This window comes from Microlunatus elymi (assembly GCF_007362775.1).
Lineage (GTDB): Bacteria > Actinomycetota > Actinomycetes > Propionibacteriales > Propionibacteriaceae > Microlunatus > Microlunatus elymi.
The window spans coordinates 4,659,289-4,673,771 of sequence record NZ_CP041692.1 but is presented as its reverse complement, the minus strand read 5'-3'; the positions used below and the strand labels follow the sequence as shown (position 1 = coordinate 4,673,771).

The following is a 14,483-nucleotide window of genomic DNA, read 5'->3' as shown; positions in this document are numbered from 1 at the left end:
AGATCGTCGGCGATCTGCCGGTCGACCTTGACCGAGCCGTGGGCCGCACCTGCGGAGGCGGTGGCCGACGGCGACGACACACTCGGCGACGACGAGGTCGGTGCCGAGGCGCCGGCCGAGGCGGTCGACGTCGGTGGTCCCGAGGTGTCGGCCGGACTGGAGGCGGCCGCGCTCGGGGAGGTCGACGAGGAAGCCGCAGGAGCGCCCGAGCAGGCACCGGCCGCGGCCGCGACCAGGATGATCGCGGCCGCGGCAGCCAACCGAGTTCGGGGCATGCGGCCAGCCTAGACATCGCCCGTCGCTCGGCCTCAGCCTGGATCCACCGATTTCCAGCTGCTGCGCGGCCCATACGGGTGCGCTGGCGGCGTTGCCGCCGCTCGCGTTACGCCCGGTAGCCCTTCGCGGCGGCGCCTTGCCAGCACACCCGTCTGGTGCCGCTCGCTACGCTGCAAATCGGTGGATCCAGGTTAAGGTCCAGGACACGAACTGGTGGTAAGCATTCCGACGACCGAACGCTGACCAGGAGAGTAGACGTGCGCGGGCTGCGACGATTCAGACGGTTCGGTCTCCGAGGCTTGCAGCCGGACCGCCAGCAGCTCGCCCATCCGCTGCTGGAGGCGGCGCGACAGTCGAACTGGTCGGTTCGCGAACCCGAGTGGACCATGCTGCTCGACGTCGAGCGGGAGCTGACCCAGCGGCCGCGGGCGCGGATCGCGTTGCTGGTCGGCGATCGGGCCAGTCCGCTCGGGCAGATGATCACCAGGGCGTTCCCCCAGACCGACCTGCACCGATTCGAGTTCCTGGCGAAGCAGTCCGAGCTGCATGTTGACCTTGCCGCGTTCGGGCCGTATGACCTGATCATCGACGACACCCGCCGGGTCGCCCGCCGGTTGCGGGTCTTCGGCAACAGCTGGTATCACCTCAAACCGGGCGGCGCGTACGTGGTCCGCGACGTCCGCGCGAAGCCGTGGCCGAACGACCGACGCTCCTACGACAACGTGATCTGGCCGTACGCGGTCGAGTTGATCAACCGTCGCGGCGAACCGCCGGCCGACGAGAGTGACTGGCGAGTACGGGACGAGCGACGCCGCGCCGAATCCCTTGGCCGGGTGGTGCTCGGCGAAGAACATCTGATCCTGGAGAACCGAGTCACCGGCTACGCCAAGCTCCGCGAGCACGAGTTCAACGCGTTGATCATGAAACGCGCCGACGATCGAGCCGAGTTGATCATGACCAAACCGCCGGTCGGCTTCGACTCCCGGGCAACGCTCGAGCCGGCCGAACTCTACGACACCGATGATCGCTTCGCCCGCCATTACGACGTCCCCGAGTTGTCGATCCGCCGCTATCGGGACGTCACCCTGTTACCGGCCGGGATCGCCTTGCAGGGCAACCTGATCCTGCCCGAGACCTTTCGGCACAACCAGTTCCGTCGGCTGAAGCACCGCAGGTTGATCGACCTGAGCCCGCTGTTCGCGACCGTCGCCGACGCCGACGCCGGCGCTCGGCTGCACGGCCGGTATTTCTTCCTGGACATCGAATGGCGGGAGCACTTCGGTCATTTCACCACCGAGCAGCTGCCGCGGCTGTGGGCCTGGCCGCAGCTGAAAGCCGAGCTGCCGGACCTGAAAGTCGTGCTGTCGCTGCAGCGCGGTCACAGCAAACCGGGGCAGTGGCAGCTCGACGTCCTCGCCGCCGCCGGTGTCGCGGCCGAGGAGGTGGTGCCGATCTTCGGTCCGACCCAGGTCGAGGAACTGATCGGTGCGACGCCGATGTCCTCGCTGCCCAACTACATCCACCCGGAGATCGAGCAGCTGTGGCGACGGGTCGGTGACCGGCTGGCGGCCGGCGGGCCGGCGGGATCGTACCCGGACAAGATCTTCGTCACCCGCGCGCCGGACAACCGGCTGCGGGAGTGCCACAATCGCGAGCAGGTCGAGCATCGGTTCCGGCGGGCCGGTTTCGAGATCGTCCGGCCGGAGTTGCATCCGATGGCCGAACAGGTGCGGATGTTTCGCGCCGCCACGGTGGTCGCCGGCTTCGGCGGCAGCGGCATGTTCAACCTGCTCTTCCGGACCGAGCCGGCGACGGTGATCATCATCCGGCCACGCTCGTACACCTCGGTGAACGAGTACTTGATCAGTTCGGTGCTGGGTAACTCCGTCCACCTGATCGACAGCGTTCCCGATCTTGACCATCCCGACGGCGGCTGGTCCTACGACGCCTTCCGCTCCGGCTTCACCTTCGACTTCGACCGCGAAGGCCGCGACCTGGATCGGGTGTTGGCCGATCTCTGACCGAGTTGTCAGCGGCAGAACGCGCTACAGCGCTTTGTGCCGCTGACAAGTCGGTGAGGATCAGCGGTGGACGATCTGGACCGGCGCGAGTCGGCCGGTGCTGCGGCCGACGGCCAGCCGCAGCTGCGACTGCCGGGCCATTCCCAGACCGGCGATCAATGCCACCAGCGCGACGATCGCGCCGCAGGTGAGCATCGTCGTACGGACGCCGACGTGGTCGATCGCGCTGCCGACGATCGGTCCGCCGATCGCCTGACAACCCAGCAGCACCAGCAGGTAGACGCTCATCACCCGGCCACGGACCGCGGCCGGCGCGGTCATCTGCACCAGCGAGTTGGCGCTGGTCATGAACAGCATGGTGACGATGCCTATGCCGATCAGCGTTGCGCAGAACAACGGTTCGACGTGCCACACCGATGCCAGCATCAGGGCCGCACCCAGCCCGACCAGGCAGCTGACCAGGAACCGCAACCGCGGCCCACCGGAGCGCCGAGCCGACAGCAACGCGCCGGTCAGCGAGCCGATCGCGACCAAGGTGTTGAACAGGCTGTAGCCGCCGACCCCGCTGCTGAATTCGGTGGTTGCGAAGGCGGTCAGGATCACCGGCATGTTCAGCCCGAACAGGGCCAGCGCGGCGACCAGCACGATCGTCCAGGTGATCTCCGGAGTACGCCGGATGTAGTCCAGTCCTTCGGCGAACTGTTCCTTGATCGAGTACGCCTCCGCCGACTTCGTCGAGCTGATCTCGTCCGGCACCGCCATGATGCCGAGCAGGGTGACAACGAGCAGGCAGGCGGCGCCGTTGATCATGAACGACGGCCCCTGGCCGACGGCGTGGATGAGGATGCCGGAGATGGCCGGGCCGATCAGGCCGCCGAGTTGGAAGACCGAGGAGTTGAGGCTGATCGCGTTGCGGATGTGCCGGTGTCCGACCAGTTCGGAGACGAACGCCTGCCGGGTGGGGTTGTCCACCACAGTGACGAAGCCGAGCATGATCGCGATGCCGAACACATGCCAGGCTTGTACCGCCCCGGTGACGGCCAGCACGCCGAGCAGGATCGCCAGCGCGGCAGCGACCGACTGGGTGATCATCAGCACCTTGCGCTTGGGGAAGCGGTCGGCGACGAGTCCGCCGAACATGCCGAAGAGCAACACCGGCAGGAACTGGCAGGCGACGGTGATGCCGACGGCCGTGGCGCTGCCGGTGAGCTCGCGGATCAGCCAGTCCTGGGCGATCCGCTGCATCCACAGGCCGGTGTTGGCGACCAGTTGGCTGCAGACGTAGATCCGATAGTTGCGGACCTGGAGTGCGGAGAAGGCGCGCGGCCAGCGGAACTTGGCTGCCGCCATCGACTCCGGCGCGGTGTCGAGGTGTGGGGTCGGCTCGTCTCGATCGAGCTCCAGGGGCGGAGCGTCGAGAGTCGAATCGTCGATACGGGACGCACGGCGTACTGCGGGCACCGTGGACACGGGGCAATCACCAAACTCTGATCAAAGGAACCACTGGGTAGGCGTGGCCGCGCACACTCCGGTGTGCTCGAGCAACGTCGGGCGCCGGTGTCGTTGGGCTCGGCCCGGGTGCCGAGGGCAGGCGGGACTGGCTCGTGATCGGGTCATGATCACGACGATCGGCGTTGGAGAGTGCTCGGATGCGAGGCTTGTCGGCAAGCCTAAGGGCGGTGGCAATATTTGCCGCCATCATTGCCGCTATATCTACCATTGACGTTCGTAATGACCGCGAGCGGTTGTGGCCCCAGAGAGGTTGACGATGGCCGATCAGCAGACCTTCGACCCGGTGCTGTTGCGTACCTATCTGGCGGTGGTGGAGGGGCTCAGCTTCACCCGGGCCGCCGAACAACTCGGGTTGAGCCAGCCGACCGTCTCCCAGCACATCCGCCGGTTGGAGGATGCGGCCGGCCGTCAGCTGGTCGCGCGGGACACCCGGACGGTGCGACTGACCGACAACGGCGAGGCGATGGCCGGTTTCGCCCGGACGATCCTGGCCGCCAACGACGAGGCGATCGCGTACTTCCGCGGGTCGGCGATGGCCGGCCGGCTGCGTTTCGGGGCAGCCGACGAACTGGCGCTGAGCGAATTGCCGCACATCCTGCGCGACTTCCGCCAGCTCTATCCCAAGATCAACTTGGAGCTCACGGTGACCCAGTCCGGCATCCTGCAACGGCGGCTGATCGCCAACCATCTGGACCTGATCTTCATCAATCAGGAGCCGGACACCGACCGCGGCCGGCTGGTCCGCCGCGACCGGCTGGTCTGGGTCGGGCTGGAGAAGACCGAACTCGACCCGCTGCAGCCGGTGCCGCTGATCACCTATCACGCCCCCAGCTACAGCCGCAGCGCCGCGATCAACGCGCTGGAGGCGGCCGGTCGGACCTGGCGGATCACCTGCAACACCCGCGAGATCAACGCCATCCTGGCCGCCACTCGCGCCGGACTCGGCATCTGCGTGCTCGCTCAGAGCCGCATCCCCGGCGACCTGCGTTCGCTGGCCGGCCGTTTCGCCCTGCCGACCCTGCCGGACGTGGAGATGGCCCTGGTCGATAACCCGCTGGCCCCGCGCGAACCGGTCGAAGCCCTGGCCCGCGCCATCCACAACCTCCCGCTCGCCCCGCTGCGGCCGTAGCGCCGACTCGTAGCATCCGGTGTGTCGCGCTCTCCAATGCTGGTGGTTCGATCTGGCCTACGGCCGGGCCGACGATTCGTGAACTTGTCCGAGCTAACGAGAACCTCGCCGAGTCAATGCAACCGAACGGCCCCGTATGACGCGCGTACGCTCGGCGAAATTGCTCGTACCTCGGAGAAATCTCCGCTGGCTCGGAGGAATCTGAACGGTACGGCGCGACCCGCGCCCGTGAGAGTCGTAGGGGGCCGGGTACCGCATAGTCGCGCGGCCCCGGGCCGACGGCTGAAATCGTGCCGCGGATCCGGAGGGAGTCGTTACGCTGGGCGGCGCCCGGAATGGACCGGGGTCAGGCGGGTGTTGGCCAATGAGGACAACACCACGGATCGAGCAAGTGAGGTAGCGGTGCCAACAGGGAAGGTCAGGTTCTACGACTCCGCCAAGGGGTTCGGATTCCTGAGCAAGGAAGACGGCGGGGACGTCTACGTGCGTTCGACCGCGCTCCCGCCTGGGGTCACCAGTCTCAAGCCGGGCCAGCGAGTCGAATTCGGTGTCGTCGAGGGCCGCAAGGGTGAGCAGGCTCTGTCGGTACGACTGCTGGAGCAGCCGGTGTCTCTGGCCAAGCAGAATCGCAAGTCCGCCGAACAGATGGCCGCGATCACCGAGGACCTGATCAAGATGCTGGACTCGATCAGCAACGGCTACCGGCGCGGTCGGCACCCCGACCACAAGGTCGGCCAGAAGGTCGCCAGCGTGCTTCGTGCGGTGGCCGACGAACTGGACGTCTGAGCGATGTGAGCTGAACGGGTCCCGGCCACTACGATCTGGGAACCATGGCGACCGAGGCACGACAGACTGCGTCGAACACCACCCCGCCGAACTCGCGATGGGGTGCGATCGACCGCTGGTTCGAGATCACTCAGCGCGGCTCGACCTTCGGACGGGAGATCCGCGGCGGTTTGGTCACCTTCTTCGCGATGGCCTACATCGTCGCGCTGAACCCGTTGATCATCGGCACCGCCCCCGACGGCGCGGGCAATCTGCTCGGCGGTCTCCCGTACCAGGATGCGGCCGGGCAGGTGATCGGCGCCAACGTCAGTCACGCGATCACCCTGGTCGCCGGCGCTACCGCACTGATCGCCGGGCTGGCGACGATCGCGATGGGGGTGATCGGCCGGTACCCGCTGGGCATCGCCACCGGCCTCGGGCTGAACGCGCTGTTGGCCTTCACCATTGCCCCGCAGATGACCTGGCCGCAGGCGATGGGCCTGGTGGTGATCGAGGGCCTGGTGATCGCGCTGCTGGTGCTGACCGGTTTCCGTACCGCGGTCTTCCGAGCGGTACCGCCGTCGATGCGGGCCGCGATCTCAGTCGGCCTCGGCCTGTTCATCGCGTTCGCCGGGTTGGTCGACTCCGGTGTGATCCGCAAGCCCGAGGGTTCGGTGCCGGTGCAGTTGGGCATCGACGGATCGCTCACTGGCTGGCCGATGCTGGTGTTCGCGATCGGGCTGTTCGTGGTGGCGATTCTCCATGTCCGCAAGGTGAAGGGCGCCCTGCTGCTGTCGATCGTGATCGCCACCGTGATCGCGGTGATCATCCAGGCGGCCGCGCACCTACCGGCGCAGAGTGATCAACATCCGACCGGCTGGGCACTGAACGTACCGACGATCGGCCACCTGGTGTCGGTGCCCGATCTCAGCCTGATCGGCCAGGTCAGCGTCTTCGGCGCGTTCGGCGAGGGGATCCATCGATTCCTGCCGCTGGTGATGTTGATCTTCGCGCTGATCCTGTCCGACTTCTTCGACACCATGGGCACGGTGGTCGGTGTCGGTGCCGAGGGCAATCTGTTGGACGACAACGGAAATCCGCCGCACCTCGGTCCGGTGCTGATGGTCGATGCCCTGTCGGCCACCGCCGGCGGCATCGGCTCGGTGTCCTCCAACACCGCCTACATCGAGTCCGCAGCCGGTGTCGGTGAGGGTGCCCGGACCGGCCTCGCGTCGGTCGTCACCGGGCTCGGCTTCCTGCTGGCGATGTTCTTCGCGCCGCTGGCCACCATCGTCCCGTCGGAGGCGGCCGCACCGGTGCTGGTGTTCGTCGGCTTCCTGATGATGTCGCAGGTCACCAAGATCAACTGGGCCGACGTGGAGATCGGCCTGCCGGCGTTCCTGACGATCATCCTGATGCCGTTCACCTACTCGATCACCACCGGTATCGGCGCCGGCTTCCTGATGATGGTGATCTTGAAGCTGGTCCGCGGCAAGGCGCGCGAGATCCACCCGCTGCTGTACGGGATCGCCGTCGCGTTCCTGATCTACTTCCTGCAGGGCCTGATCATGAAGTTGGTCAGCTGACCGACACAGCCGCACCCCAAAACGACCGCCGCATCCGAAATTTCGGGTGCGGCGGTCGTTCTTGCGCGCGGCTGATGGGGCGGGTCAGTTCGGTGGGGCGAGGCGCTTGCGCAGCCGGGGCAGATCAAGATCGGTGAGCGGATACTGCGGATCAAGATCACGCAGGGTGTCCAGCAGCAACGTGGCGACCGCCCAGTTGCGATACCACTTGTGATCACTCGGTACGGCGTACCAGGGCGCGATCTCGGTCGAGGTCGCCGCCAGCGCCTCGGCGTAGGCCCATCGGTAATCCGGCCACTGCCGACGGGAGTCGATGTCGCCCTCGTTGAATTTCCAGTACTTGGTCGGATCGTCCAGTCGGGCCAGGAGCCGATCTCGCTGCCGGTCGTAACTCACGTTCAGGAAGCATTTGATCAAGGTGGTGCCACTCTCGCTGAGCTCCGCCTCGAAGTCGTTGATCAACTTGTACCGGTGCCGCCGTTCGGCGTCGTCGAGTTGATCATGGACGACCGGGACCAGCACGTCCTCGTAGTGGGATCGGTCGAAGACCCCGATCATGCCGGCCGCCGGCAGCGCCTTGCGGATCCGCCAGAGGAAGTTGTGTTTGCGTTCGGCTGCCGTCGGCTGCTTGAACGCCCTGATCTGAGTGCCGCTCGGGCCGACCAGCCCGACCACATGATCGATCACCCCGCCCTTGCCTGCGGTGTCCATGCCCTGCAGCACCAGCAGCACCGAACGGTGGTCGCCGTCGGTCGCCGCGGCATACAGCCGCTCCTGCAGCTCGGCCAGTCCGTCGGCCATCGCGTCCAGCCGATGCTGCGACTTCTTCTTCGACTTCGGTCCCACGTGCACCCGGTCGGTGGAGTAGTCCCCCAGGTCGACCAGCCCGTTCTCGGGCTCCACCCGCAGTGCGCGCCGCAGTTCCTGATGTGTCATGGGCCGGAGCCTAACGAGGAAGCTGTGATCACTCGCGCTGTGGATGCGAGGCGATCAGCGGAGTGTCGACGCCGAGCCGGCCGAGTTTTGCCGCGCCCGCGGGGGAGCCGATCGGACCGGTTCGACCCGGCAAGGTGAGGGTGAAGAAGTCGGCGTTGTCCAGCAAGTACGGCTGCAGGTCGGCAGGCAGGTCGTCCTCGTAATAGATGGCCTGGACCGGGCAGACCGGTTCGCACGCGCCGCAGTCCACACACTCGTCGGGATGAATGTAGAGCGAGCGCGCACCTTCGTAGATGCAGTCGACCGGACACTCCTCGACACAGGCACGGTCGACGACATCGACGCACGGCTCAGCGATCACGTACGTCATCCGAACGCTCCTCTGCTGGCAACGGGAACAACACCTCTAGCAATTACCACAATAAAACTAGTAAAAACAAGAGGCTATTCTGCTCGGGTGACGACAGGGCTCCGGGATCGTGCGGACGTCGCGATCCGCGGCCTGAACCCGGGGTACTTCGCGCTGGTGATGGCCAGCGGCATCATCTCCACCGGCCTGCACCTCGGCGGCTTCCAGGTGTTGTCGCTGGTGCTGATGATCATCGACCTGATCGCGTACGTGATCTTGTTGCTGTTGACCGGTTGGCGGCTGGTGAAACACCGCGACGCGATCCGCGCCGACTTCGCCGACCCGACGCGTGCGTTCGGCTTCTTCACCGTGATCGCGGCCACCAACGTGCTCGGGGTCCGGCTCGCGGTCGCCGGCTACCACCAGGCGACCGCAGTACTCCTGGTGATCGGCGGCCTGCTCTGGCTGCTGCTCGGCTACGTGATCCCGTGGACCGCGGTGCTGGGCAACCCGCACCGGCCGCTGCTGTCGACCGCGAACGGGACCTGGTTCATCTGGGTGGTCGCCAGCCAGTCCGTCGCCGTCTCCTCGGCCACCCTGGAACCGGTCTACCCGTCCGCCCGGGACGTGCTGGCGGTGGTGGCCGTGCTGTCCTGGTCGGTCGGCGTCTTTCTCTATCTGCTGGTCGGCGGGTTGGTGGCCGCGCGGCTGATCGTGCACCCGCTGCGGCCGGCCGACCTCACCCCGCCCTACTGGGTGGCGATGGGAGCGAGCTCGATCACGGTGCTGGCCGGCGCCCGGATCGTGGAGATGGCCGACGCGCCGATGGTCGACGCCACCCGTGGCCTGATCGCGGGTCTGGCGGTGGTGTTCTGGGCGTTCGCCACCTGGCTGTTTCCGCCGCTGGTGGCGGCCGGCTGGTGGCGGCACCGGACCCATCGGATGCCCTTCACCTATCAAGCGACCTGGTGGAGCATCGTCTTCCCGCTGGGAATGTACGCGGTCGCCGGCATGTACCTCGGCGAGGCCGACTCGCTGCCGCTGGTGGGCGCCATCGGCAGCGTCGAGTTGTGGGTTGCCGTTGCCGCCTGGATCATCACCGTGGTGGTGATGATCGGCCACCTGATTCGGACGGTGTTCCGGCCGGTGGCTGACTCGTCGACGTCCTGACCAGGTCCGGGCGAGCGAACCGGGACTGGATGAAGATCAACACGATCACGATCAACAACAGCCCGGCGATCATCCCGAAGCCGAGCCGGGGCAACAGCGGCAGACCGATGCCGAGGAAACCACCGGCCACCCAGAAGACCTGGAACACCGCCTCGGACCGGCCGAACACCGAGGTCCGTACCGACTCGTCCACGTCGCTCTGCACCAGCGCGTCGTAACACAGCTTGGCCAGCCGGGAGGCCAGCCCGGTGACGAAGCCCATCGCGATCACCGTCGCCGCCGAGTAGAGCAGGGTGGTGGTGATCGCCATTCCGGCGTCGAGCAGCAAAGCCAACCAGGCAACGGTTTCCGGCCGCCACCGGTCCTTGATCACGTTGCCGATCACGGTGCCGATCGCGCTGCCGATGCCCGACGCGGCGACCACGATCCCGAGCGCCAGGATGGTCGGCAGGTCGCCGATCGGATGCTCGCGAAACAGGAATGCCAGGAAGAAGGTCAGGAAGCCCGACATCAGCCGGGCGCCGATGGTTGCCAGCAGTGCGCGTTGCAGCCGAGCTGTCATTGAGCGGAACCGGCGCAGCTGGGAGAGCTTGTCGTCGCGTCGCCGGCGCCAGAACGCCAGCCCTGCATCGGTTTCGCCGCGGGCGGAGTCGACCCGGGCCGGCAGCAGGATCGACAACACGGTGGCCGCGATGAAGATCAAGAAGGCGAACCTCAGCGTCCAGTCCGGGCCGATCCTGGCGATCAGCGCGGCCAGTCCGCCGCCGACACCGAGCCCGACGATGTTGGCGATGGCGATGCGCGAGTTGGCCTGGACGAGGGTGAAGGATTCCGGCAGCAGGCGCGGTACGGCGGCCGCCCGGCTGACCGCGTACGCCTTGTTGGCGACCAGCACTCCCAACGCACACACGAAAAGCCAGACAGAACTGTCGTCCAGCACGCCGGCCAGCACCCAGCACAGGAAGGCGCGCAGCGCGGCGGTGATCCCGATCGCCCAGCGTCGGCCGTGCCGGAAACGATCAAGGAACGGACCGATGAACGGGGCCAGGATCGCCAGCGGCGCCATCGTCATGGCCAGGAACAGCGCCACCTGTGGCCGAGCCTGATCGGTCGGCGTACCGAAGAAGATGGTGCCGGCCAGCGCGATCGCCACGGCCGCGTCGCCGGCGGAGTTCATGAACTCCAGATAGAGCAGCCGGGCCAGCCCGCTCTCCCGCGAGCCGCCGGAGTTGACCAGTCCCACCAGCCTGCCGAAGCCGGCACCGATGCCATGCCCGATCGACTTCGCGCCGGAACCGACGGCGTTGGCGGCCCCGGCCACCAGCCCCGACCTGCTCTGTGTCATCTACGACCCCTGCGCCGACGTCCTGGGACGGCCTCGTCACCGAACGGTGTTGCTGGGATTACAGCCGGTGCGTCCTCGGCTGCCAGAATAGGGCGCATGGCTACCACCGGTCGCACCCGCGCGATAAAACTCGACACGATCTGTGCGGGCGCCGTCGACCTCGCCCGCGAAGCGGTCGAGGAGTCGGCCGGTGTGCTCGGGGTCGGCGATTACCTCGGCTGTGTGGCCGAGGCCGAACGCGTCGTCACGCATCACTTCGCCTGCCCGCATCCGGGCTACGTCGGCTGGAAGTGGTCGGTGACGGTGGCCCGAGCGTCCCGGGCCAAGCAGCCGACCGTGGACGAGGTCGTGCTGCTGCCGGGCGACGATTCGCTGCTGGCCGCCGACTGGGTTCCGTGGGCCGATCGGGTCCAGCCGGGCGACGTCGGCCCCGGCATGCTGATGCCGTCACCGGACACCGATCCGCGCCTGGAGCCCGGCTACACCGGAGGCGAGAACGCCGAGGACGCCGATCCGGCCGAGGCGTCTCAGGTCCGCGCGGTGGTCGCCGAGCTCGGGCTGGGCCGAGAGCGGGTGCTCTCCGTCGACGGCCGGGACGAGGCCGCCGAGCGTTGGCTGGCCGGCGACGGCGGCCCGGACAATCCACTCAGCAAACAGGCTCCGGCGACCTGTGTCACGTGCGGCTTCTTCGTCCGGCTGCGCGGCAGTCTCGGACGCGAGTTCGGGGTCTGTGCCAACGCGTACTCGCCCTCGGATGCCTCTGTGGTCAGTACCGATCACGGCTGCGGAGCGCACTCGTCGGTGGCCGAGCCGGAGCGGACGACCGAGCCGCCGGCCCCGGTGTGGGACACCATCGCCTGGGACGAGACCGGCGGCCTGTTCGACTGAATCAGTACGGGTGCTGCAGATCACCAAACATCGGGAAGTGCTTGAGGTTCATCGTCCAGAGCCGGGCGTTCAGCTGTTGAGCAGTAGCAGCGATCACGTAGTCAACCGGATCGACTCCAGGATGCGATCTCAGGAAGTGGCCGGCCAGGGCGCCGGCCCGTTCGGCGATGGCATCGGTGACCTCGACCCAGCGCAGACTGTCCAACAAGATCCGAGTTTGTGTCTCCTCGCCGGCACGCATCCCGGCAAGAACCTCGACCTTCGTCAGGACCGACGCGGCCAGCAAGTCACCACGCTCAACCGCCGAGGTCATGGCTCGCCGGGCATCGGCGACGCCGCGAAGGTGATCGATCAGGACCGAAGTGTCGAGAATGATCATCGAGTCGCTTCGAGCCGGCGGGCCATACCCTGGCGGAGACTCTCGACGTACACCTCGCCGCGGTCACCTTCCTCGGACCAACTTGCATAGCTGAGGTCCAGAGCCTGCAGGACCTTAGCCACATCGTTGCACCCGTAGGTTTGATCGATGGCCCGACGGACCAACTCGGCGAGACCGAGGCCGCTGCGGCTCGACTCGGTGAGGAGTCGTTCGTACTGCTCGTCGGCGAGCGTAATCTGGGTCCGGTGCGACATGATGTAAGGTTACATCACCTGCTGGGCGCGTCAGGGGGCCAGAGCTGCGGCCGTGTCCTGGAGGACGAGTCGGGTCGCCAGCGGGCCACCGGCACTGGTCCAAGCAGATCCGTCCACCGGGACAACCTGATGGGCCTGCTGCACGCTCAACTGCTGGAACGTCTTCACCTTCTGCGCCTGCCGATAGGCCTGCTGTGAGGCCGCCTTGTCGCCCAGTGCGCCGAAGAACATCCAGTCCGCGTCGATCGCGTCCAGCCGCTCCAGACTGACCGGGTCGCTGTGCCCCGACATCGACTTCTGTTGATTGGCCGGGCGGGTCAGGCCGAGCCCCTTCAGGGTGGTGGCGACGTGGCCGTTGCCCACCCGATCTCAGTCGGCGCGTCGCCCACCCAGCGGATCACGCTGATCTTGCTGCCGGCGTTGTCGCCGAGCTCGTTCTTGATCTTGGTCTGCTGATCATGGAACTCGTCCAGCCCGGTCTGCGCAGCTGCCTTCTGGCCGAGCGCGTCGCCGGCGGCCAGGAAGGACGTCTCCCACAGGGGGCAGGATCCGGCGGAACATTCGCGACGCGATGGGCATGCTTCTCTCTTTGCTGGTCAGGGAAATGTTCAAGATCGCGACGGCACGCCGGTGAGCAGTCGAGACAGTCCGGCGGGCAATCCGCCACGCCACCAGGCGTAGTCGTGTCCGCCGGCGTATTCGGTACGGGTGACCGGCACGCCGCGCCGGTGCAGCACGTCGGCCAGTTCGCGGGTCAGGTCGGCCAGCTTGCCTTCCAGCAGGCCGACCTTGAAGATCAACTCGGAACGGCAACGTGTCCGCCTCGGCGAACCGGTCGGCGAGCCAGCAATTGTCGACGCCCGCCGGATGCGGATTGCCGACGGGCCGTCCCGAATGCCACCACAGCGAGGGCGACTGGCCCAGCAGGACACCGAATCGATCCGGCCGGCGTAGTCCGGCGTAGAGCGCGGTCAGACCGCCGAGACTCTGGCCGGCGATCACCGTCCGGGCGGGGTCGCCGGTGAATCGCCAGCGCTCGGCCGCCCAACCCAGCAACTCGTCGGCGAGGAAGTCGAGATAGGGGTGGTGGGTGGTCAGCTCCCGCCAGCGGGTGTCAAGATCAACCGCGTCCGGGGCAAGCACGACGACCGGCGGCAGGGCGCCGGAGTTGATCATCCGATCCAGGGTGCGCTGCAGGCCCAGTTCGCCGAACCAACGGTCGCCGTCGCACAGCACCAGCACCGGCCGGTCTTGATCGACTTCCTCATGATCAACTCGACCATGATCAACTGTGGTCCAGGATTCGGCGGGAGCATCGGGCAACGCGAACACGGACGCAGCGTTCTGTCCCCATCGGCCGGGCAGCAGGTTCGGGTTGAGCGGGTCGGCGACCGCGGTCCGCATCAGCGTGCGCCACTGGGCCGACTCGTCTTGAGGTTTCGTCCCCGGACTGCCGTGGCGAACGGCGAAACGGTAGGAGGCGCGATGGTCGGAGCGCAGCCGGTAGCCGGCGTACCAGAGATCGGTGCCGGGGACCCGTTCCAGTGCGGTCCGGCTGATCGGAGAGCGGGGCAGACCGCTCATCACCAGCCCGACACCATCGGCCTCGCCGCGCCACAGAAAGGTCACCTCACACCGGTACGGGTCGCCGTCGACAGGGTCGACCAGAGGCGTACCGGATCGGCCGGCCGCCGCGCAGAAGGCGGCTATCAGCCGAGCGCGACGATCGACCGGCGTGCCCGCCGCGGCCTGCAGCAGTCGGCCGACCCGGGCGGGCACCACGCGTTCGGGCAGCGGCGAAGTCGAAGCCACAGCCGGGCCTTGGGGGCCGGAGTCGAACGAAAGTACGAAGTCACATTAGGTGTGCCTAACC

At 67.2% G+C, this 14,483-nt stretch carries 15 protein-coding genes; 7 read left to right on the top strand and 8 right to left on the bottom strand.

Annotated features, from left to right (window positions below; translation table 11 throughout):
• The first annotated feature begins 27 nt into the window (after nucleotides 1–27).
• Nucleotides 28–288 (top strand): hypothetical protein, encoded by a 261-nt coding sequence (locus tag FOE78_RS24325; RefSeq protein ID WP_228265937.1) that lies wholly within the window; start codon nucleotides 28–30, stop codon nucleotides 286–288.
• Between the two features lie 245 nt (nucleotides 289–533).
• Nucleotides 534–2,297, top strand: a complete 1,764-nt coding sequence (locus tag FOE78_RS21320; protein ID WP_143988045.1) for a glycosyltransferase family 61 protein — start codon at nucleotides 534–536, stop codon at nucleotides 2,295–2,297.
• Nucleotides 2,298–2,357: 60 nt separating this feature from the next.
• On the opposite strand, the gene FOE78_RS21315 is transcribed toward FOE78_RS21320, so the two are convergent.
• A complete protein-coding gene (locus FOE78_RS21315) occupies nucleotides 2,358–3,767 on the bottom strand; it encodes an MFS transporter (RefSeq protein WP_228265936.1) in 1,410 nt (469 codons plus the stop codon).
• Between the two features lie 298 nt (nucleotides 3,768–4,065).
• Between FOE78_RS21315 and FOE78_RS21310 the strand changes: the two genes are divergently transcribed.
• The 3 genes from FOE78_RS21310 to FOE78_RS21300 all read left to right on the top strand — a co-directional run bounded on the left by FOE78_RS21310 (nucleotide 4,066) and on the right by FOE78_RS21300 (nucleotide 7,289).
• Nucleotides 4,066–4,938: a LysR substrate-binding domain-containing protein gene (locus tag FOE78_RS21310; protein ID WP_143988044.1), complete on the top strand. Its 873-nt coding sequence runs from the start codon at nucleotides 4,066–4,068 to the stop codon at nucleotides 4,936–4,938.
• A gap of 402 nt (nucleotides 4,939–5,340) precedes the next feature.
• Nucleotides 5,341–5,724: a cold-shock protein gene (locus FOE78_RS21305; protein WP_143988043.1), complete on the top strand. Its 384-nt coding sequence runs from the start codon at nucleotides 5,341–5,343 to the stop codon at nucleotides 5,722–5,724.
• Nucleotides 5,725–5,768: 44 nt separating this feature from the next.
• A complete protein-coding gene (locus tag FOE78_RS21300) occupies nucleotides 5,769–7,289 on the top strand; it encodes an NCS2 family permease (protein WP_143988042.1) in 1,521 nt (506 codons plus the stop codon).
• 84 nt (nucleotides 7,290–7,373) lie between these two features.
• Here the strand turns inward: FOE78_RS21300 and FOE78_RS21295 are convergent, their stop codons facing one another.
• Together FOE78_RS21295 and fdxA are read right to left on the bottom strand one after the other, a co-directional pair.
• Entirely contained in the window at nucleotides 7,374–8,225 is an 852-nt protein-coding gene (locus tag FOE78_RS21295; protein ID WP_143988041.1) for a PPK2 family polyphosphate kinase, read from the bottom strand.
• Between the two features lie 28 nt (nucleotides 8,226–8,253).
• Nucleotides 8,254–8,595 carry a ferredoxin gene (gene fdxA, locus FOE78_RS21290; protein ID WP_143988040.1) on the bottom strand — a complete coding sequence of 114 codons (342 nt, stop codon included), beginning with the start codon at nucleotides 8,593–8,595 and terminating at the stop codon, nucleotides 8,254–8,256.
• Between the two features lie 87 nt (nucleotides 8,596–8,682).
• On the opposite strand from fdxA, the gene FOE78_RS21285 reads away from it, so the two are divergent.
• Nucleotides 8,683–9,744 (top strand): tellurite resistance/C4-dicarboxylate transporter family protein, encoded by a 1,062-nt coding sequence (locus FOE78_RS21285; protein WP_228265935.1) that lies wholly within the window; start codon nucleotides 8,683–8,685, stop codon nucleotides 9,742–9,744.
• Here the strand turns inward: FOE78_RS21285 and FOE78_RS21280 are convergent.
• Nucleotides 9,671–11,089, bottom strand: coding sequence for an MFS transporter (locus tag FOE78_RS21280; protein WP_143988038.1), 1,419 nt, complete (start codon nucleotides 11,087–11,089; stop codon nucleotides 9,671–9,673). The two genes, FOE78_RS21285 and FOE78_RS21280, sit on opposite strands and share 74 nt — an antisense overlap.
• Nucleotides 11,090–11,185: 96 nt before the next feature.
• Here FOE78_RS21280 and FOE78_RS21275 point away from each other — a divergent pair, with 96 nt between their 5' ends.
• A complete protein-coding gene (locus FOE78_RS21275) occupies nucleotides 11,186–11,977 on the top strand; it encodes a DUF3027 domain-containing protein (protein WP_143988037.1) in 792 nt (263 codons plus the stop codon).
• A 1-nt stretch (nucleotide 11,978) separates the two neighbouring features.
• On the opposite strand, the gene FOE78_RS21270 is transcribed toward FOE78_RS21275, so the two are convergent.
• The 4 genes from FOE78_RS21270 to FOE78_RS21255 all read right to left on the bottom strand — a co-directional run bounded on the left by FOE78_RS21270 (nucleotide 11,979) and on the right by FOE78_RS21255 (nucleotide 14,422).
• Nucleotides 11,979–12,356, bottom strand: coding sequence for a type II toxin-antitoxin system VapC family toxin (locus FOE78_RS21270; protein ID WP_143988036.1), 378 nt, complete (start codon nucleotides 12,354–12,356; stop codon nucleotides 11,979–11,981).
• Nucleotides 12,353–12,610 (bottom strand): hypothetical protein, encoded by a 258-nt coding sequence (locus FOE78_RS21265; protein WP_143988035.1) that lies wholly within the window; start codon nucleotides 12,608–12,610, stop codon nucleotides 12,353–12,355. The genes FOE78_RS21270 and FOE78_RS21265 overlap by 4 nt, the downstream gene beginning before the upstream one ends.
• A 30-nt stretch (nucleotides 12,611–12,640) precedes the next feature.
• Nucleotides 12,641–12,973 (bottom strand): ABC transporter substrate-binding protein, encoded by a 333-nt coding sequence (locus FOE78_RS21260; protein WP_143988034.1) that lies wholly within the window; start codon nucleotides 12,971–12,973, stop codon nucleotides 12,641–12,643.
• Nucleotides 12,974–13,066: 93 nt separating this feature from the next.
• The gene (locus FOE78_RS21255; protein WP_143988033.1) at nucleotides 13,067–14,422 is read right to left on the bottom strand and encodes an enterochelin esterase domain-containing protein; all 1,356 of its coding nucleotides are present in this window, start codon (nucleotides 14,420–14,422) and stop codon (nucleotides 13,067–13,069) included.
• Between the last annotated feature and the right edge of the window lie 61 nt (nucleotides 14,423–14,483).

Bases quoted from the DNA above. Each gene is read 5' to 3' on its own strand.
- FOE78_RS21295 (WP_143988041.1), bottom strand. From the start codon at position 8,225: ATGACACATCAGGAACTGCGGCGCGCACTGCGGGTGGAGCCCGAGAAC.
- FOE78_RS21310 (WP_143988044.1), top strand. From the start codon at position 4,066: ATGGCCGATCAGCAGACCTTCGACCCGGTGCTGTTGCGTACCTATCTG.
- FOE78_RS21270 (WP_143988036.1), bottom strand. From the start codon at position 12,356: ATGATCATTCTCGACACTTCGGTCCTGATCGATCACCTTCGCGGCGTC.
- fdxA (WP_143988040.1), bottom strand. From the start codon at position 8,595: ATGACGTACGTGATCGCTGAGCCGTGCGTCGATGTCGTCGACCGTGCC.
- FOE78_RS21275 (WP_143988037.1), top strand. From the start codon at position 11,186: ATGGCTACCACCGGTCGCACCCGCGCGATAAAACTCGACACGATCTGT.
- FOE78_RS21280 (WP_143988038.1), bottom strand. From the start codon at position 11,089: ATGACACAGAGCAGGTCGGGGCTGGTGGCCGGGGCCGCCAACGCCGTC.
- FOE78_RS21300 (WP_143988042.1), top strand. From the start codon at position 5,769: ATGGCGACCGAGGCACGACAGACTGCGTCGAACACCACCCCGCCGAAC.
- FOE78_RS21265 (WP_143988035.1), bottom strand. From the start codon at position 12,610: ATGTCGCACCGGACCCAGATTACGCTCGCCGACGAGCAGTACGAACGA.